Annotated in this window: 18 protein-coding genes and 2 rRNA genes (1 of these 20 running past the window's edge); 7 read left to right on the top strand and 13 right to left on the bottom strand. The window is 36.2% G+C overall.

The genetic code is table 11. From position 1 onward, the window contains the following. Positions 1 to 261 precede the first annotated feature (261 nt). Positions 262 to 894 (top strand): PAQR family membrane homeostasis protein TrhA, encoded by a 633-nt coding sequence (gene trhA, locus ACOMC3_RS03015; RefSeq protein ID WP_420318046.1) that lies wholly within the window; start codon positions 262 to 264, stop codon positions 892 to 894. 175 nt (positions 895 to 1069) lie between these two features. Next, a complete protein-coding gene (locus ACOMC3_RS03010) occupies positions 1070 to 4141 on the top strand; it encodes a two-component regulator propeller domain-containing protein (protein ID WP_420318045.1) in 3072 nt (1023 codons plus the stop codon). 10 nt (positions 4142 to 4151) lie between these two features. Here the strand turns inward: ACOMC3_RS03010 and ACOMC3_RS03005 are convergent, their stop codons facing one another. After that, the gene (locus ACOMC3_RS03005) at positions 4152 to 5108 is read right to left on the bottom strand and encodes a hypothetical protein (RefSeq protein WP_420318044.1); all 957 of its coding nucleotides are present in this window, start codon (positions 5106 to 5108) and stop codon (positions 4152 to 4154) included. 26 nt (positions 5109 to 5134) lie between these two features. Between ACOMC3_RS03005 and ACOMC3_RS03000 the strand changes: the two genes are divergently transcribed. The 3 genes from ACOMC3_RS03000 to ACOMC3_RS02990 are packed head-to-tail and all read left to right on the top strand — an operon-like array spanning position 5135 to position 6857. Then, a complete protein-coding gene (locus ACOMC3_RS03000) occupies positions 5135 to 5659 on the top strand; it encodes a DUF1905 domain-containing protein (RefSeq protein WP_420318043.1) in 525 nt (174 codons plus the stop codon). 19 nt (positions 5660 to 5678) lie between these two features. Further along, positions 5679 to 6401, top strand: a complete 723-nt coding sequence (locus tag ACOMC3_RS02995) for a hypothetical protein (protein ID WP_420318042.1) — start codon at positions 5679 to 5681, stop codon at positions 6399 to 6401. Positions 6402 to 6452: 51 nt separating this feature from the next. Beyond that, entirely contained in the window at positions 6453 to 6857 is a 405-nt protein-coding gene (locus ACOMC3_RS02990; protein ID WP_420318041.1) for an OsmC family protein, read from the top strand. Here ACOMC3_RS02990 and ACOMC3_RS02985 read toward each other — a convergent pair. The 3 genes from ACOMC3_RS02985 to ACOMC3_RS02975 are packed head-to-tail and all read right to left on the bottom strand — an operon-like array spanning position 6854 to position 8847. Then, positions 6854 to 7456 carry a hypothetical protein gene (locus tag ACOMC3_RS02985; protein WP_420318040.1) on the bottom strand — a complete coding sequence of 201 codons (603 nt, stop codon included), beginning with the start codon at positions 7454 to 7456 and terminating at the stop codon, positions 6854 to 6856. The genes ACOMC3_RS02990 and ACOMC3_RS02985 overlap by 4 nt on opposite strands. 15 nt (positions 7457 to 7471) lie before the next feature. Further along, positions 7472 to 7825, bottom strand: a complete 354-nt coding sequence (locus ACOMC3_RS02980) for a response regulator (protein ID WP_420318039.1) — start codon at positions 7823 to 7825, stop codon at positions 7472 to 7474. Beyond that, on the bottom strand, positions 7822 to 8847 hold the full coding sequence (locus tag ACOMC3_RS02975) for a sensor histidine kinase (protein WP_420318038.1): 1026 nt from the start codon (positions 8845 to 8847) through the stop codon (positions 7822 to 7824). Before ACOMC3_RS02975 ends, ACOMC3_RS02980 begins: the two co-directional genes overlap by 4 nt. A 65-nt stretch (positions 8848 to 8912) precedes the next feature. Here ACOMC3_RS02975 and ACOMC3_RS02970 point away from each other — a divergent pair, with 65 nt between their 5' ends. Both ACOMC3_RS02970 and ACOMC3_RS02965 read left to right on the top strand, forming a co-directional pair. Then, positions 8913 to 9854: a carbon-nitrogen hydrolase family protein gene (locus tag ACOMC3_RS02970; protein WP_420318037.1), complete on the top strand. Its 942-nt coding sequence runs from the start codon at positions 8913 to 8915 to the stop codon at positions 9852 to 9854. Then, positions 9851 to 10720 (top strand): hypothetical protein, encoded by an 870-nt coding sequence (locus ACOMC3_RS02965; protein ID WP_420318036.1) that lies wholly within the window; start codon positions 9851 to 9853, stop codon positions 10718 to 10720. Before ACOMC3_RS02970 ends, ACOMC3_RS02965 begins: the two co-directional genes overlap by 4 nt. Positions 10721 to 10853: 133 nt before the next feature. Here ACOMC3_RS02965 and ACOMC3_RS02960 read toward each other — a convergent pair whose 3' ends face one another. The 9 genes from ACOMC3_RS02960 to ACOMC3_RS02920 all read right to left on the bottom strand — a co-directional run. Continuing rightward, a complete protein-coding gene (locus ACOMC3_RS02960; protein ID WP_420318035.1) occupies positions 10854 to 11261 on the bottom strand; it encodes a DUF2721 domain-containing protein in 408 nt (135 codons plus the stop codon). Positions 11262 to 11279: 18 nt separating this feature from the next. After that, the gene (locus ACOMC3_RS02955) at positions 11280 to 12248 is read right to left on the bottom strand and encodes a glycosyltransferase (RefSeq protein WP_420318034.1); all 969 of its coding nucleotides are present in this window, start codon (positions 12246 to 12248) and stop codon (positions 11280 to 11282) included. A gap of 5 nt (positions 12249 to 12253) precedes the next feature. Then, positions 12254 to 13216 (bottom strand): glycosyltransferase family 2 protein, encoded by a 963-nt coding sequence (locus ACOMC3_RS02950; RefSeq protein WP_420318033.1) that lies wholly within the window; start codon positions 13214 to 13216, stop codon positions 12254 to 12256. After that, positions 13206 to 13730, bottom strand: coding sequence for a DUF4199 domain-containing protein (locus tag ACOMC3_RS02945; protein ID WP_420318032.1), 525 nt, complete (start codon positions 13728 to 13730; stop codon positions 13206 to 13208). Before ACOMC3_RS02945 ends, ACOMC3_RS02950 begins: the two co-directional genes overlap by 11 nt. Before the next feature lie 3 nt (positions 13731 to 13733). After that, on the bottom strand, positions 13734 to 14228 hold the full coding sequence (locus tag ACOMC3_RS02940; protein WP_420318031.1) for a DUF4199 domain-containing protein: 495 nt from the start codon (positions 14226 to 14228) through the stop codon (positions 13734 to 13736). Between the two features lie 11 nt (positions 14229 to 14239). Beyond that, positions 14240 to 15493, bottom strand: a complete 1254-nt coding sequence (locus ACOMC3_RS02935) for a dihydroorotase (protein ID WP_420318030.1) — start codon at positions 15491 to 15493, stop codon at positions 14240 to 14242. Then, entirely contained in the window at positions 15490 to 17361 is a 1872-nt protein-coding gene (locus tag ACOMC3_RS02930; protein ID WP_420318029.1) for a BatA domain-containing protein, read from the bottom strand. The genes ACOMC3_RS02935 and ACOMC3_RS02930 overlap by 4 nt, the downstream gene beginning before the upstream one ends. Before the next feature lie 89 nt (positions 17362 to 17450). Then, positions 17451 to 17562 (bottom strand): 5S ribosomal RNA (gene rrf, locus ACOMC3_RS02925). Positions 17563 to 17653: 91 nt separating this feature from the next. Then, positions 17654 to 19000: ribosomal RNA gene (locus tag ACOMC3_RS02920) — 23S ribosomal RNA — on the bottom strand (it continues 1517 nt past the right edge of the window).

Here is a 19000-nt window from a genome sequence, read left to right as displayed (position 1 = left end):
ATAAAAAGCCTATCAATTCAACGAATACATATTGAATTAGCAGGGAAAGCATTGCTATTAGCTTTAATACTTTTCTTGATGATTGGATAGATCGCTCTGTACACCGCACTATTTTCCGTTAAACATTAAGAAGGCGCCTTACTGGGCGCTTTTTTTTTGCCCAGTTCAAAAAGGTTTAGCTTGGTAATATGATTAAGCAATGCAATTCTTACTACTTTTCAAAAGACTAAATCATGACATTTAGCCAATGCACCATATAATATGTCTGAATCTCACTATACAGCATCTGAAGAACGTCTTAATGTTATTACCCATGGAATGGGCGTAATTTTCAGTTGTATTGGATTGATCTTTTTGCTGACCAAGGCTTCTAGCAAAATGGAGATTATTTCTTCAGTTGTTTTTGGTTTGAGCCTGATCATACTTTATTCAGCCTCAACAATGTATCATGCTTCTAAAAAACAACTAAAAAGAGCACAATTAAGAATTTTTGATCATGCCGCAATTTATATTTTAATCGCTGGCACATACACTCCTATTTGTCTGATAACACTGAGTCAAAGCATTGGAACAACTTTATTTTACATCATTTGGGCTATTGCAAGCTGCGGTGTATTCATCAAACTCTTTTTTACAGGGCGTTTTGACAAACTTTCTACCTTCATGTATGTAGCTATGGGCTGGATTGCAATTTTCGCAATTAAACCACTGTTTGATGTAATGACAATTAATGCACTTCTTTGGCTGCTTAGTGGAGGGGTTTTTTACACTTTAGGTGCAATTCTTTATAGCATCCGTTCCATGCCAATGAATCACGCGACATTTCATATCTGCGTCCTCGGCGGTAGTTTCTGTCATTACATCATGATTTATTATTATGTTCTGAAATCTTAGCTAGTTTTAGACGAATCAGCATAAATAGAGGATTTGCAAATCTTCTATCAGGAATGGTTTTCCTATATTCATACCGAGATTACAGTAAATGGCTAATACTTCCAAATTCAGTTTCTTAAATGCAATTTTTATAAAGCACTTTTCTAAAAGAATTGTGAAAATATGCTTTTGCCTCTTGCTTACTCAAATCGCATATTCTCAAGGTAAACTGGATGAGACAAAACGCCTTAGCCAATATCTATTGAGAGGATGGAATACTGATGACGGTATGACATCCGAATCCACTAATGAAATGATTCAATCTGATGATGGATATATCTGGATAGGAACGTATACCGGACTCCATAGATTTGATGGTAAAAATTTCACAATCTTTACGAGTCAAAATAGTGACCTCCCATCGCCCAATGTTTTGAGAATTAAAAAGGGTTTAAATGGCAAGATTTGGTTAGGAACACTGCACGGAGTAATCACTTATCAAAACGGAGAATTTACTACTCCAGAAGGTTTAGAGCAAACTAGGAATATGAGCATCGAAGAGATGTTGATAGCTGAAAATGGAAAGCTCTGGTTTAGCACCAAGTCAAATAAAATATATTGTTACGAGAATGGGGAGCTTGTCGATTTCACTAAAAAATTGAACTTGGAGGAGAGTACCGTCTTAAGCATAGCTGAAGATAGCAATGAGACAGTCTATTTTGGTACTGAAAAGTCCATTTTAGTTACGTACTCAAAAAATGGTGACATAAACCATATTTCCTTAGGGGTTGAAACAAATGGGATAAATACGATATACAACCATAATAATGAGATGTATATCGGATCAGGAAGAGGACTTTATACATGGAATGGAAAAGTGCTAACAAAATCTAGATTTTTAAGCAACACATCCATTACATCAATCATTATTGACAAAGACGAGACACTATGGCTTGGGACTTTAAGAGGGCTCTTCAGAAACCAGATAAAAAATCAAAGACTGGATTCATTGACTGAAGAAAGTGGGATGCCTAACAATATTGTCAGGGATCTGATGTTTGATCAGGAGGGTAGTCTTTGGGTAGGTACTTATAGAAGTGGTATTTTCTTTCTAACGGATGGTTCCGTCACAAGCTTCACAAAAAATGATGGTCTCTCATCAAATATCATTAGCAGTGTAACAGAAATCGATAACGATACTTATCTATTGGGAGATGAAAACGGAGTGCTAAATCAATTGAAGGACGGCATTGTATCTACTTATGATCCACCCATACCAATTCCTACTGAAAGGCTAAAGAATTTATTAACTGATGATAAAGGAAGAATTTGGGTTAGTACGTATGGCGGATTGGTGATCTTGGACGGTAATAAAAGCAAGCATCTAACAACAAATAATGGCTTCCCTGACAATTTCGTCAGAATAGCCTTTCAAGATAAAGATGGAGCCATTTGGGTTGGTACAAAAAATGCAGGACTCGTGATATTCAACTCAGTCAATAAATGGACTCAAATCACAATTGATGAGGGGCTTAGCTCAAATTATGTGCTATCTATTGAGCAAGATACCAAAGGTAGAATTATTGTTGGGACCATTAACGGGTTAAATATTATTGAAGATCGCAAAGTACTAAAAACGGTCACAGTGGAAGATGGATTACCTAGCAACTTCATGTTTGCAACACACTCAGCTACTGATTTCATATGGATTGCCTCGAATGATGGATTAACAGGATATAGTGAAAATCAAATTGTAAATTTTAATACTGAAAATGGTTTTCCTTCTAATATTATTTATGACATATTGGAAGATTCAAGCGGTCACTTCTGGATGCCCTCCGAAAATGCAATTTTGTGTGTACCGATAGAAGATCTGAGTAGAGCGATTTCAAATCCTGAGTACCAAATTAGAGTGAAGCATTATGATAAAAGTTATGGAATGAAATCCAGTCATTGCCTTGGTGCAGTCCTTTCATTTGTTGACAAGAGGGGAAGGTTTTGGGTTCCTACTTTAGGCGGGATTGTACAAATAGATCCTGGGGATGTGGAACCTCCCAGTTTCAATCCTCAGACAATCATTGAAAACATCTATGCGGATAATTCCAGTATTAAAATGTCTGATGAAGTCATAATTCCTTCAGGAACGAATAGACTATTAATAGATTTTACAGGTATAAGTTATCCCTACACAGATCTTATTCAATTCAGGTATAAAATGATTCCTTTTGACAATGAATGGGTTATGGCTTCTGATGATAGAAATGGATTATATACAAACTTATCACCAGGAGAGTATACTTTTCAATTACAAACAGGACTTGAAGGTGATTTTTCCACTTCAATCAGATCTCAAAGAATTACAATTGAAGCGGCTTGGTGGCAGACTGTCATTGCAAAAATCTTATTTGCATTATTAATTGCATGCCTGGCTTTGCTTATATATTGGTTACGGTTGAGGACCCTAAAACAGAATAATTTAAGACTTGAATCAATTGTTGCAGAAAGAACTAAAGAATTAGAAAAGCAAAAAAGAGAACTTAAAACAGCCTTAAATCAATTGAAAAGTGCTCAAGAGCAAATGATTCAGTCAGATAAAATGGCTTCTCTGGGAATTCTTTCTGCCGGAGTTGCCCATGAGATAAACAATCCTTTGAATTTCATTCAGGGAGGTGTTGAAGGGTTAGAAGAAACACTGAAAAGAAGTAAGAAAATCAAAAAAGAGCAATATGCTGAATTGTTAAGAGCAATCAAAGAAGGTATATCCAGAGCCTCAACTATCGTTTCAAGTTTGAATGAATTTAGCCATTCTTCAGATAGTAAGTTGGAGCCGTGTGATATTTACCATTTGATAGAAAACTGCCTGACAATGATCCGATACAGACTTAAAAATGGCATAGAGTTAGATAAAAAATTCGATCCAGGAAAACCAATTGTTTATGGCAACAATGGCAAACTTCATCAGGCTTTTCTAAATATCATAACCAATTCAATTCAGGCTATAGATAAAAGAGGGGCAATTGCAATCGAAACTGAAATTGCTAATGGAACAATAAAAATAGCATTTACTGATACTGGCCATGGAATTAAACCAGAAAACCTAAAAAAGATTACCGAACCATTTTTTAGCACCAAAGATCCTGGAAAAGGAACCGGATTAGGACTTTCCATAACTTATGCTATCATCAATGAACATGGCGGATCATTAAGGTACTCATCTGAATGGGGAAAGGGGACCACAGCGACTGTCACGCTTCCGCTTTCTAAGTAACTCGCTGAAATTAATCCCAATATTCATACTCGTATGTAATGGTATACTCTGGTTCGTTGTACATATTGAAAATCTCAGTTCGATCTTTCAATCCATCTTCATAATAATAAATTCGAGTATTGAAGAGAATCCCATCAACATAAAATTCCGATTTTATAAGTAAGTCGCCATCATAGTAAAACTCATGCCTTTTTCGTTTACTGAGTGTGACAGAAGTTAATTTCTCCTCCTGATATTCAAATTGCACGAGATTAGACTTAGGTGGATTCTTGATACTTTCTTCAAGCTCCTTTTTAATTTCTTCCTCATCTATTTCTTCATTGTCTATTTCTTCATTGTCTTTTTTCAAAAATTCTAAACGGGCTTTTAACATCTCTGGATAAACAAATTTATCGGCAGCCTCAATGACCTTTCCTTTTTCATAGGTATATGCTTTAATCACTCCTGAAAATGGTAAGTCAGATTCTTTATCATTTAAAATACGGCTCAACTTTATTTCTGATGGCTGCCGTTCATCATCAACCTCAACTATTTCCTTCCATGCAAACTCAGGCTTTTCATCCTCAGCTTTTCTTATGAGGAATTTTGCATATTTAGCTGGCCAATTGTTGCCATACAGTAAATTATTTTCAGCTGCATTTAATGATAAGCCATCCAAAATATATGGGAGCAGTGCTTTATTCGGTTCTTCCCAAACCTCTTTTTTTAATTCGTAATCACGATCATATGGATAGGTCGTTTGTTCTATCAACTCACTAAGACTACCATCAGGGTTAAAAGTAGCAATGGCTACTATTTTTCCATCTTTTTGCTTAGTATCAGACTGATGAGACGTGAAAATTGTTGTTATTGATTTCACATCATTGAGCGCTTCCATACGGACAATTTCTGATCGGTTATCTAAAGAACAACCAATTATCACTAGTAGAAAGGGGATTACTTTCTTCATGATTACGTATGTTTTCATTAATAACGTTTTGTAATTTACAATAAATGAAAAATTTCTTTTTAACACTAAAGGCACCTATCCTCAAATTTGAATCTGATGCATGGAGCTACTACGTAGCAATACCCAAGGATATCGGCAACCAATTCATAAATGGAGAAAATCGAAGAATCATTTGCACAATAAATAAGTCTGAACCTATTCATAGTGCATTGATGCCTAAAGGAGAAATTTATAGCGTTTATGTTAAGAAAGATTTCATGAAAAAATACAGCATTGCTGAAGGTGATGAAGTTACAGTTCAACTAGAAAAAGACATTTCTGAGTATGGTATGCCTATTCCTGAATCATTTCAGATATTGCTAGATCAGGACACTGAGGGTAGCACATATTTTCATGAACTCACAATGGGAAAACAACGAACATTAATTCACTTAGTTGGTAAAGTGAAAAACGTCGACAGCCAGCTAGCAAAAGGCCTGGCTATCATGCATCACTTGAAAGAATCAAAAGGTGAATTAGATTTCAAAAGATTGAATGTTTTGATCAAAGAGTATAACAATCGAAAATGAAAGTTATTAGCTTGGTCCCATGAAAAATTCAATTTCTTTAGTTCTACTATTCGTTACATCAGCACTATTCTCTCAAGATCAGTTTTATAAAGTATCCCTATTAAGAGCAAAGCCGGGAGAATTACTTGAGTTAATTGATCAAGTTAAAAATGATATAGAAAACTACGAATCTTACCTGGAGTATAAGCCATACCTTTTAAGACATAGCCAGGGTGATCATTGGGATTTAATGATCATTTATCCTATTGATGATTTAGAAAAATACTTTTCTGATGAACAGGTTTTAGTAAGATCAAATTCATCTACAATAGAAAAATCATACGGAGATGAATTTTATAATATAATCTCATTTCAAGAAGAAGCTATTGTGAAAGGTCCATCTGTAAATGCATTCATAGATTCGTTTGAAGAATTCAACCTGTTTCACATTGAAATCTTTACCGCCTTAGCAGGAAAGCAAGATGAACTTCTTGATCAAAGATTAGCAGAGAACCAATTTTACGCAGGAATCGAACATCGGCCTAATTTTATTTTCACACGAGTTTTCGGACCAAGTTGGGACAATTTCACAATCGGATTTTATGAAGACTTACATGATTTTGCTGGCTCTGAAGTACCATTTGAGAAAGAAGACCAAGCAGCAAAGGAAGCTGGATTTGAAGGAGTAAACTACATAGGAAGCTACCTGAGATCTTTGATTGCAGATCATCACGACACCCTGGCGTGGAAGGTGAACGATTAATTTAAAGAACTGTTTTTGTTCATATTTGCATTTTATTAACACTATCGGCACATGAAAATTGATTTACAATTCAAAGGAGACGAGGAGTTTTCTTCAGTTAACCAAAATGGCAATAAGGTTGAAATTGATATGCGTTCTGCAGAAGAAAAGGAACATCAATCTCCTACAGAATTACTACTCTCAGCTGTTGGGGCATGTGCAGCTGTGGAAATTGTATCTATGGTTAAAAAACGCAGAAAAACTTTCGTAGATCTTAAGGCAGAAATAAGTGGTGAGCGCAGAGATGAGCACCCGAGAGGGTTTACAAAAATCCATCTAAAATATTCAATTTATTCTCCAGACTTAACGGAAGAAGAGGCTCAAAGAATTGTAGACTTGGCGACTACTAAATATTGTTCAGTAGCTGGTTCATTAAGTGCCGAACAGACACATTCATTTGAAATAATCAGAGATTAACCTTCAATCATTTTGGTGAGCATGTTCGAAAGCTTGTTAAATGAACTCATTTCGTACATGATCAAAATATCGCCACTGATGTTTTTACCTCGGATAGAAAAGTTAGTATGACAAACCAGCACCTGGTTGAAGCGATCTTTATCTAACTGATTGTAGATGCCTTCTACATCCCCTTGATAACTTTTAGGCATATGATAGTCAAGCGGTGCATCTAAAATATTACCGAATGAACCCATAATGGCATTCAAGATAATATTGCCGACTTCTATCATTAAACCGTCCTTCATTTCTGCAATAGTTGCGGAATCCGGGTCTTCATGTACCAGTAGAGATGCAAGCATCTTCGCACTGTCTCCAGGCAGAATTACGTTGGCACTCCCTTCATACTCACCAGAAAATCTCATTTCAACGGAATGAACATTATCACCACCGCCAAGCTTCTTGATTTCGCTTAGCACATCATTGAATGTAATCACATTTACATAAGGTACATTCAATAAAATTTCGCCATCAATCATTTGACTGAGCGATGCAGATCCTTTACCTACTCCAATATTTATTATCTCGGTGATTGTATCTACTTGTTTTGAATTAAGCATATCTGTACCGCTTTCTTACTTAAAAATGTTATTCAAAATTGAAATCAACTCATCCTTGGAAACCACTTTATTCATAAAAGCTGATGCACCCAAACTCAAACTCTCTTCCTTTCGTGCTTTTTGTATATCTGCAGTAATAACTACTACTGGAATCTTATTCTCGCGAGCCTGTAGTGCCTTTAAAACATCAATGCCCGATATACCACCCATTAGTAAATCCAGAAATATGCAGTCGTAAGAATCATCAAGCTTTTCTAAAAGCTCTTCTCCAGAAGAAACTGCTTCTGAGTCATACCCTAATTCTTTAATGATGTCCTGCAAAGTCTTCCTCTGAAAAAATGAGTCATCTGCTATAATTATCTTTTTCATTTAGCCTTCTTTAAAATCAAACTTACTTGAGTGCCTTTATTTTCCTCGCTAGCTATTTTAAGATCTCCTTCGTGTAATTTCATAATCTGACGAACGATAGACATTCCAAGTCCATGACTGGGTTCCCCTTCAAGCCCATTGCGTTTGGCCTTCCCAAACCTTACAAAAACATTTCTTAAAACATCTGGGCTCATCCCAATCCCTTGATCAGATATTGTTAATTCAATCTGTGTACTATGATCATCAAGCTTAAAAGTAATTGTAGAACCTGCTTTACTAAATTTCACAGAATTACTTAAAATGTTGTCTAATGCACGGGTCAACTTTGATTCATTAATAAATGCACTTGCAGTACTTTCACAATCAAATTTGACCTGTATTCTTTTTCTCAAAGTTAGAAGGCGATGGGTTGCAAGATAGTTCTCAACAAAATCGCTCATTACCACTTTATCCGTCTTAAGTTTATAACCGTCCGATTCCATCTCAGCCAATTCCATAATTTCATCTGCTAATCTGAGACCTTTGTCAGAATTCACTTTGATCATATCCAAAAGAGTGATTACCTCCTCCTTATCAAGTTCATCCTCAGATTTAATTGAATGTTGAAGCAAGTTCACAACCCCAATTATGGCCCCTAATGGTGACCTGAAATCATGAGCAGCATTTTGAAGATAAAAAATGGAATGATCTTTTTCGGGAACAAGAATCCATAAGCTGATGATTTCTTTTTTGAGCCTAATTGATGAGCAATGAACATCAATTTTATCACCCTTAAAGCATATTGTAAAGTTTATATTAGTTGGTTCTTGATGAACTGAATCGCGGTATTCTTTAATAAAGTCTACATTCTTTTCATCCAATAGGCTATCAATTGCATATGTTCCTGTTGGAACTACCACATTTCCATGACACTCTTCTACCACCCACTGGTCCTTTTCACTCCAGCGCACAGTAGCAGAAGGTAGAGCTGACTCATATAGCTTTAGCCTCAGACGAAGATTCTCTTCATTAAGTTCAGACATTAAGGTTGCGGTTACATATGCAAGATAATTCCATTTATTTTAGTGAAACAGAATCAAATCCACTTATGGAAAATACACTTAAAATCGCATTAGCACAAATCTCCCCTGTATGGCTGGATCGAGAAAAAACACTAGAAAAGGTGATGAATTCCACAGCAAATGCTGCTTCAAAGGGTGCTCGGTTGGTGATTTTTGGTGAAGCAATACTTCCTGGATATCCATTTTGGCTGGACCGAATGAATGGTGCAGAATTTAATTCTACCTGCCAGAAAGAAATACATGCTCATTACATTCAACAAGCAGTCAACATTGAGAGTGGTCACTTGAATCCATTATGTGACCTTGCTAAAAACGTAAATATTTCAATCTATTTGGGCACTATTGAACGGCCAAATGACCGAGGTGGACATAGCCTTTATTGCTCCATGATATTCATTGATAATCATGGTGAAATAAAGTCGGTCCACCGCAAACTTATGCCTACATATGAAGAGAGGCTCTCATGGAGTCCCGGTGATGGTCATGGATTGGTAACACATGCCGTTCCTCCATTTACAGTCGGTGGTTTAAATTGTTGGGAAAATTGGATGCCGCTTGCCAGAGCTGCTATGTATGCGCAAGGTGAAGATCTTCATGTGTCAATATGGCCAGGAAACAAAAGAAATACCGAAAAGCTTATTCCTGTAATAGCCATGGAGTCTCGTTCTTTTGTAGTGGGTGTATCTGGTATGTTTTCAAAAGATGATATTCCTGATAGCTTTCCTTACGCTGAAAAAATGCGTAAACTCACCACAGAAACATTAGCAGATGGAGGTTCATGCATAGCCGCTCCAGATGGATCATGGGTTGTAGAACCTCTCACCAACAAAGAAGAGACAATTATTGCTGTACTAGATCACAAAAAAGTCCTTGAAGAAAGACAAAATTTTGACCCGTCAGGTCACTACTCAAGACCTGATGTTTTAAGCCTAAATATCAATAGAGAACGTCAATCGATCCTGAAATGAAGAAAATATCGATTACCCTTTTAATCTCTGCTTTTTGCTCGTGTTTAGGATTCGCTCAGACACCACAGCAAGATGACGTCATATACAAATCTGCGATTGACTGGCTGAATGGCAAACTGAACTATGTCTATTTTGACTCAAAAGGACAGCAATGGTGGAAAAATACATTTTATGCCAATGAGGACAAACAGATTACGATAAAGCATATTGTTTCAGAAAAGCCTAATACTGCTCATATTGAAAACAAAACCTACACCATTCGAACATTTAATATTCAAGACATTAACCCAAATAGTCTCAAGATAACTGATATCAAAAAAACAAGAGGTAGGATAGTTGAAGGTCAAATGTTGGAGTTACGCACCTTTAATTTTCAAGATTTGATTCATAAAAAGATCAATAATCGTAAAGCTAGTAGTACTTCATTTCTATTCCTTTCCTTTCCCAAAGACATCACTGACAGTATAGCCAACTACGCTGAGATTGTAAAGGTAAAATTCGAAGAAGCCATTTGGGCAACCACTCAAATATATCCCTCTGATTATGAGCATGATATTGACAGAATCATCTCTGTTTTAACTGGAAGTTTTCAAACGAAAGAAGGTGCTATTTGGAAAACAGAATTGGTGAGACCGCACGTTTTAAAACTCGATAGAGGGAATGGAAATATCGAATACTTCGGCTATGATAATAATGATCACAGATTTTATCTAATCACTATAACAGCTCAGGGAATAGTTGAACAGCATTTCACACTTGAAAATGATGAATTATTAATATTATCTGGTGAGGATAATCCTGCTGTATTTGAAATCACTAATCAAAATGCATTTAAGTTCTTAAACAGACTGTTTTTTAGACAATAACATTTACATGAAGAGCTCCTTCTGCTTGCTTTTTTATGTTCCAACCAGTAGACAGCTCTAATTTCAATAGTTTTCATTCTTATTATAAAAGCAAGTGAATAAATAGATTGCCGGTCTTGACCGGCTTACTTATTTAGAATTTTAATTTACTCCCAAGCTCCATGTCGCTCAACTCAATGTCCAAAGCCTTAGTTGAGAGCTGAATTTCTCGCAGAGAAATCACAAGGGATAAAAGAAGTAAAACAAGAGAAATTCCAAAAATTCCACTACCCCACTCACCTCCCTTTAAGTAAATAAAAAACATGGCAAGGACGCATAAAAAAAGACTCAAGACACCAAACAGTTGCATTGCCCTGATTAGGAAAAGTCTTTTTCTTAGATTTTTAAGTTGACCCTCTAATACACTTTTAGGATCATTCAAGTAGCTTTTATGTAGCTGTCTGATCAATGTTGCAATTGCAAGAAAACGATTGGTATATGCAAGCAAAAGCAGTGATATCGCAGGGAATAAAAGCGCTGGAGTGGTAAGAGTAATCTGCATAAGCTAAATATACATGCATCAATTAGTTCTTCTTTGAATTAGCTCATAAATAAATCCAAGACCATATGCTGTGTGTTGAAGGAATGTTGTCAGGATTGATAAAAAACCAATAGAAACGCTTTTTTTAAAAAGTCCAGAGTGAGCAAAAACTAAAAGAAAATAAAAAGCATAAACAGATAGAGCCTTTGCACCTAAGCTAAGGTTAATAAACAGAATAGCTATTGACAGAAAAAGACCACCGATAAAAGCAGTAGGAAATAGATGATACAGCTTTACAGGTATTGAATAATCTCTGGAGAGTTGAATTCGGGTTCTACCGAAAGAAAATATTTGATTATAAAATGACTTCAAACTATTTCTTCGTTTGTGAAATACTTTCAGCTTAGTAGAAATAATTGCTCTGTAACCTTCTTTCTGGAACCTATGGCTAAGCTCCATGTCCTCACCCATATTTGTTTTAGCAAAACCCTCTAGATATTGAAATGAGGAGGCTTTTAGTACTAAATTATAGCTTCTTAATTGAGGTATTTTATCAAGCTTTACTTTTTCCCCTCTGATTCCTCCTGTTGTGAGAAATGAGGTCATGCTGTAAGAAATAGCTTTTTGAAGTATCGAGAAATCCGACCGGGCAGCATCAGGTCCGCAATAAGCTTCAACTTCACTGTTTATATTAATTAATTCATCTAAATTATTTAGATAATCCTCAGGAACTATACAGTCGGAATCAAAAAATATAAGCCACTCTCCTTCAGCCTTTTCTGCACCGAAATTTCGACTAAAGCCCTGTCCTGAATTCTCTTTGAAATAGTACTTAATCTGAAGTTTAGATTCATATTTCTTAACAACATGTTCACATTTAATTTCAGATCCATCCTCAATAATTAATATTTCAAAATCTTTAAATGATTGACAAGTAAGACTTTTTAACAATTCATCGATTTCATCAGGACGATTATAAACAGGAATAACAACTGAATACTTTGGCATAGGAATTAGTCCTTTGTCCTTTCAGAAATAAGGTAATCGCCTTTTTTCTGGTTAACTTGAATCATCATCTCAGCAATAAAACCGGCAAGAAATAATTGCATTCCTACTATTAGTGCTACAAGCGCTAAAAAGAAAAGAGGCTGATCTACTACATCTCTTCTTTCCATTTGATGATATTGACGATATAGTTTCTCACCAATCACCCAAATAGTTATAAAAAAGCCGCCTAAAAATGAAAGAGTACCAAACACGCCAAAAAAATGCATCGGATTTTTCTTAAATCTGGAAACAAAGGTTACAGAAAGTAAATCCAAAAATCCGGTTATAAAGCGCTTCATCCCATACTTTGTATTCCCATACTTTCTAGCGCGGTGCTCTACAACCTTCTCTCCTATCTTGTTGTAACCATTCCACTTAGCAATAAGTGGAATATACCTATGCATCTCACCATATACTTGTATGTTTTTCACAACCTCTCTACTGTATGCCTTCAAACCGCAATTAAAATCATGAAGTCTAATTCCTGAAACCTTTCGAGTAACCCAATTGAAAAATTTTGATGGAATTGTTTTGCTTAGTGGATCATGCCTTTTCTTCTTCCAACCAGAAACTACATCTAGATTTAACTCATTGATTATCGAAAGTAATTCTGGAATTTCATCAGGGCTATCCTGCAAATCAGCATCCATCGTAATAACTACTTTTCCATTAGAATGATCAAAACCGGTCTGCAGTGCAGCAGATTTGCCATAATTTCTGTTAAATCGATACCCTGCGATTCGTTCATCTTTAACAGCCTGTTTTTTTATAATCGCCCACGAATCATCTACACTGCCATCATCGATCAAAAGTATTTCTGTATCTATCTTGCTTGCATCTACAACGCGAAAAATCCATTCCAATAGTTCTGGAATGGATTCTTCCTCATTATAAATAGGTATTACTATAGATAAATCTTTATCCTTCAAGTTCAGGTTCCTTCTTTTTGATTATTGCACCAGTTATTAGCGAAAATATTGCATAAATTATTAAGCCCCACAAAAATCCAATAAGAGTGCCCGATACAGAAAGTCGATCCAATGTATCTACTCTAGTCTTCTCTAGAGCTTCATCCATTTGATCCTCAGGCATTCCGAAATTTCGCATCATTGATTCCGCATTTTCAACAGATTGATCAGCCAGTAATTGCGGTAACTCAGGATCTATAACATTGTATAACAGAATGTTAAATATCGTTGAAAGTATTCCTGCAGCTATAAACACCTGCATAGAGTACACCCATGCCTTGCCAAACGACATATAACCGCCGATCTCGTTTCTATGCTGAATTCCAAAGTAGCAAACGAGTACAATGAAAACCAACAAGAATAAAAACATCCACATTGATACCAATAGTGATGCATTTACAATATAAATAAGTAAAGTGAGTACAATGCCGATAACGCCAACGATTAGGCCTGATTTAATTGCATGATTGTTCATAAGCTATTTAGGTTTTTTTCTTAAAATTATGGCAACAACAGGTGTAATTAAGAATCCAGCGATAATTTTCTTCCAAAAGGTACTAAATAGTAGCCGAACTGTAGTTTCATCATCCACAGCGGCGATTTGTTGTTTGTATTGCTCTTGAGAAAATTTCTCAATATATAACTCTTTCTGATTAACAAGCATTGTTTTAGCTCCCTCTTTATAGGCCTCTAATAACTCTGGATTTGCTTGAAAAATGATATAAAATACTATTGAGAATATTAAAACAGATGGAATCAAAACTACAAATCCAATGCTTATACCTTGCCAGAAGTGTAGAAAACCATCATTTCTATAATCTTTAAATTCCTTACCTCCAAAATAGATAAAAAGGAAAAAGACACCAATATCAAAGAAAAAATGGCGCATATCCAATAAAGGATTGCTCCCGAAGTTAATCGAGATAAAAAACAAGCCTACTAAAAATAGACCGCACAAGATTGAATATTTCAAAGTAGGTTTTATCACTGACTCAGTATCATCTTTTCTCCATTTACTACTCCCATCACCCTACCCTTAAGTTCCTTATTCCAAAATGGACTGTTTCTTGATTTAGATTTATTTGTTTGTTCATTAAGGATCCATGATTCATCCAAATCAAGAATTGCAAGCTTTGCAACATTTCCCTTATCAATTTTAATTTCGTCCTTCTTCAAGACCTTTCTTGGACCATTTACTACTTTTTGAAGCAAATCTTCCAATGGAATATCCTCAGAAATGGTCATTAATGCAGAAAAGAAAGTTTGTAGTGAAATGCTCCCAGCATCTGCATAGTCAAATTCCAACTGCTTGCTTTCCTGATCCAGTGGCCTATGATTTGAACAAATAGCATCAACTGTACCCCCTTTTATTCCCTTGATAAGTGCTTTTCTATCACTATTTGACCTGAAAGGAGGCGTATTCTTAAAAATGGTATCAAAATCACCAATGGATTCATCAGTAAACAAAAGATGATGCAAACTCACATCACAAGTTACAGAAAGTCCTTCCTTTTTAGCTTTCTTAATTAGTTCTAAACCTTTGGCTGTTGATACTTTGGTGAAATGTAGACTTCCGCCACTATATTTTAAAACCTCAATATCTCTTTGAATGGTCAACTCCTCGGAGATGGATGGTTCCCCCCTTAAACCTAAATAAGTACTAAACTTACCCTCATTCATCTGTGTATTTGAAGAAATATTTAAGTCTCTTGCATTTTGAATAATTGGTGCTTTGATTCCTTGAGTATATTGTAATGCCTTTAAAAGAAGTTCTGTATTCCATAAAGGATAATCTCCATCTGAAAACCCAACAGCGCCTGCAGCATATAGATCCAACATCTCCGTAAGATTTTCTCCCTTCAAGGATTCGCTAGTAGCAGCTATAGGATGTAAATCCACTAAACCAACTCGATTTTTGACCAAATAATTAATATCACTCTTAGATTCAATGGGCGGATCAGTCGCAGGAATTAGACAGATGTCAGTAAATCCGCCAGACCAAGCCACTTCAGATCCTGATTGTAAATCCTCTCTATGTTCATACCCTGGATCATTGAAATGGGCATTTAAATCAAAAAATCCACAACTAATGGATTTTCCTTTAAGGTCATAAATTTCATCAGCTGATTTGCCAGAAAGTGACGTAATTACGCCGTTTTTAATAAGAATGTTTACTTGCTTTTTATGAGCTGGTGAATTGGTATCTAGTACTCGTACATTCTTTAACAATATGCTCATCTGAAGTATCTATGCAGCATCGTTTCCGACATAACTAATAGAAGAACCAAAAATAATGCATATTTCCAAAAGCTAACCTCAGTATTTTCAGCTAACAGAACATTCTGCGTCTGATCAATCCTTGTGACTATTACATTTTCATTGTCAATGAAAAACTCTTCTATCTCATCTTTAGATAAAGAGGTCATTACAGATTCTTCTTTAGGTATATTAATTGCTATTTGATTTATTGTATCATTATTGTGAATAAGAAAATACTTTCCAGGCTTTGCATCAGAAGGAATTTCAATAATTAAATCATTTCCACTTGAATTAAATGCAGGGATAAATTCATATGATTGATTCAAAATTTTCACAGGATTATCGGATACATTGATATTGCTAACCACGAATTTATCTCCAGGATAATAGTATGGAACCTCAATGTTGTTTGATTCTCTAAATGCAATTTGATATAAAAGAGGAAGAAACAAGGCTTTTGATTGAAACCCATTTGAGGTGGTCAATTCTGTATTAAAGAAATAAACATTTTTTGATTTTAATAAAAATGGATCACCTGATCTATAATTAAAGATTGCATCAAAATTTCCTGAAATGACATTGAATGCAATTTGAGCTTCGGGTAAGATTGTTTCTTCAAAAGAATTGCTAAAAATTCCTCGTAGCAAGGGTTGATTTTCATCAAGAGTAATTTCTAGTGAAGATTCATCAGCTTTATTTAACCTTAAGTCTAACAATTTCTCATATGAATCAGTATTCAAGTTAGGTGCTGGAAAGACTATATAATTTACATTAGGGTTTTGATTGATTAGACCTAATGGAATTTCATCAACGAAATTTATAACTATAATATCTGCATTTGAAAGAGAATTAAATTCAAGACTATTTACATTGAGATTAGCTAGGTCAAATAGATCAGACTTAGAAAATGCTGTTCTTATGTATTCATTATTATCTTCATCAAAAACAACAATTCGAGGTTTTGAACGCTCACTAATAACAAAATGAAACGAATTGTCGAAGATTACATCATCGCCATCTACAATAATTTGGTAGGCCCCATATTGTTCAACCGGTATATCAAACTCAATTTGACTTAATTCAGAAACGGACTTTACGATAGAACTAATTTGCCTTGCATTTTGCATGAGCTTAATAACAACATTTCCTGTCTTTATATTAAATGCATTAAATCTCACTGTAATTGAGAGTTTTGATAAATCATCGGAATTAGGGGATACTATAAGTGTATCAATAGAAATATTAGAGAACCTATTTAGCTCTTCAAGGTATAATAGATGATAAACACTACTTGTATCCTGAATTAATGCATTAACAGATTCTAATTTTATTGATTGAAAATCAGATAAAATGTAATGATTATCGATTTGAGTAGATCTCAGCTTTTCATTTACATCTTGTAAGGATAATGCGAAATTTGAGTAATCATTACCGAGCCTTTCTATTCTAAAATCCTTATCCAAAAATATTTTGCGATTGTTATCAAAATAAATTCCATCTTCAGGATGCCTTTCCTTTAGATCCGTTAGCATTTGCTTAGCAATATCAATTCCGCCTGTAACCTGACTACTAATAGAGTTATCAAAATAAATCGTGAAAGATTCATCTTTAAAAATTGATTTCTGAGTAGAAATCAAATAAAGTAAAAATAAAATTGAGCTAAAAAGAAGAAATCGATTAGCAAGGATAATTCGGTGCTTAATCCTGGATTTAGATTTTGACTTAGCTGTTGAATTGGTAATGTATTTAATTGAAGAAAAGTAGAATTTTCTAACTCTTCTAAAACTAAACAAATGAACAATTACAGGAACTATTAGAAAAAGAGATAATGCCCACCAAAAATTCACTCAATTACTTTTTTTTAGTTTCCTAACGTCATTTCGAAGTTCAAGTTATGCAAAAAAAAAGCCCTCTTGATAAGAGGGCTTTGTTAATAAACTGGCAACGACTTACTCTCCCACCTGTTACGGCAGTACCATCAGCGCTGACGGGCTTAACTTCTCTGTTCGGAATGGGAAGAGGTGGACCCCGTCGCTATAATCACCATAAAATTTGCCTATATCCAATTAGGACAGGACTTAATGTCTTGACATTAAAAATGAAAGATTCACATGAAAAACGCGAGTTTATCGAAACGCTTCAAAAAAGTTTACGAGTAATTAGTACTGCTCAGCTTTGACATTACTGCCTTTACACCTGCAGCCTATCTACGTCCTAATCTAGAACATCTCTTAAAAGAAATCTCATCTTGTAGTGGGTTTCGCACTTAGATGCTTTCAGTGCTTATCCCTTCCCAACGTAGCTACCCAGCAGTGCTCCTGGCGGAACAACTGGTACACCAGCGGTTAGTCCAACTCGGTCCTCTCGTACTAAAGTCAGATCTACTCAAATTTCTTACGCCCACAACAGATAGGGACCGAACTGTCTCACGACGTTCTGAACCCAGCTCGCGTGCCACTTTAATGGGCGAACAGCCCAACCCTTGGGACCTTCTCCAGCCCCAGGATGTGACGAGCCGACATCGAGGTGCCAAACCTCCCCGTCGATATGAGCTCTTGGGGGAGATCAGCCTGTTATCCCCGGAGTACCTTTTATCCTTTGAGCGACGGCCCTTCCATACAGAACCGCCGGATCACTATATCCTAGTTTCCTACCTGCTCGGCTTGTAGGCCTCACAGTCAAGCACCCTTATGCTATTGCACTCTGCGCACGGTTACCAAGCGTGCTGAGGGTACCTTTGAAAGCCTCCGTTACTCTTTTGGAGGCGACCACCCCAGTCAAACTACCCACCACACACTGTCTCCCTTTCGGGGTTAGGCATCAGATAAATAAAGGCTGGTATTTCACCAACGACTCCACCATGCCTGACGACACAGCTTCAGAGTCTCCCAGCTATCCTACACATCATTTACCCAATACCAATGTGAAGCTATAGTAAAGGTTCACGGGGTCTTTCCGTCCCGTTGCGGGTATCCGGCATCTTCACCGGAACTACAATTTCACCGAGCTCATGGTTGAGACAGTACCCAGATCGTTGCACCATTCGTGCAGGTCGGAACTTACCCGACAAGGAATTTCGCTACCTTAGGACCGTTATAGTTACGGCCGCCGTTTACTGGGGCTTCAGTTCAGAGCTTCTCCGAAGATAACTCCCCCCCTTAACCTTCCAGCACCGGGCAGGTGTCAGGCCTTATACATCCTCTTTCAAGTTCGCAAAGCCATGTGTTTTTGATAAACAGTCGCCTGGGTCTTTTCACTGCGGCCAGCTCACGCTGGCGCCCCTTCTCCCGAAGTTACAGGGCTATTTTGCCTAGTTCCTTAACCATGAATCACTCGAGCACCTCAGGATTCTCTCCTTGACTACCTGTGTCGGTTTACGGTACGGGCACCTTTATCCTAACCTTAGAGGTTTTTCTTGGAAGTCTGCTTAGGCACACTATCCACGCATCCGAAGATTTGTGGTACTATCAGGTTCAGCAAGCAATG

This window comes from Ekhidna sp. (assembly GCF_965212185.1).
GTDB lineage: Bacteria > Bacteroidota > Bacteroidia > Cytophagales > Cyclobacteriaceae > Ekhidna.
Note: the sequence above shows the minus strand (reverse complement) of the source record. Positions and strands in the feature narration are given on the sequence as shown.

Coding starts and splice junctions, on each gene's coding strand:
- trhA (WP_420318046.1), top strand. CDS start 262: ATGTCTGAATCTCACTATACAGCATCTGAAGAACGTCTTAATGTTATT.
- ACOMC3_RS03005 (WP_420318044.1), bottom strand. CDS start 5,108: ATGAAAACATACGTAATCATGAAGAAAGTAATCCCCTTTCTACTAGTG.
- ACOMC3_RS03000 (WP_420318043.1), top strand. CDS start 5,135: ATGAAAAATTTCTTTTTAACACTAAAGGCACCTATCCTCAAATTTGAA.
- ACOMC3_RS02995 (WP_420318042.1), top strand. CDS start 5,679: ATGAAAAATTCAATTTCTTTAGTTCTACTATTCGTTACATCAGCACTA.
- ACOMC3_RS02990 (WP_420318041.1), top strand. CDS start 6,453: ATGAAAATTGATTTACAATTCAAAGGAGACGAGGAGTTTTCTTCAGTT.
- ACOMC3_RS02985 (WP_420318040.1), bottom strand. CDS start 7,456: ATGCTTAATTCAAAACAAGTAGATACAATCACCGAGATAATAAATATT.
- ACOMC3_RS02980 (WP_420318039.1), bottom strand. CDS start 7,825: ATGAAAAAGATAATTATAGCAGATGACTCATTTTTTCAGAGGAAGACT.
- ACOMC3_RS02975 (WP_420318038.1), bottom strand. CDS start 8,847: ATGTCTGAACTTAATGAAGAGAATCTTCGTCTGAGGCTAAAGCTATAT.
- ACOMC3_RS02970 (WP_420318037.1), top strand. CDS start 8,913: ATGGAAAATACACTTAAAATCGCATTAGCACAAATCTCCCCTGTATGG.
- ACOMC3_RS02965 (WP_420318036.1), top strand. CDS start 9,851: ATGAAGAAAATATCGATTACCCTTTTAATCTCTGCTTTTTGCTCGTGT.
- ACOMC3_RS02960 (WP_420318035.1), bottom strand. CDS start 11,261: ATGCAGATTACTCTTACCACTCCAGCGCTTTTATTCCCTGCGATATCA.
- ACOMC3_RS02955 (WP_420318034.1), bottom strand. CDS start 12,248: ATGCCAAAGTATTCAGTTGTTATTCCTGTTTATAATCGTCCTGATGAA.
- ACOMC3_RS02945 (WP_420318032.1), bottom strand. CDS start 13,730: ATGAACAATCATGCAATTAAATCAGGCCTAATCGTTGGCGTTATCGGC.
- ACOMC3_RS02935 (WP_420318030.1), bottom strand. CDS start 15,493: ATGAGCATATTGTTAAAGAATGTACGAGTACTAGATACCAATTCACCA.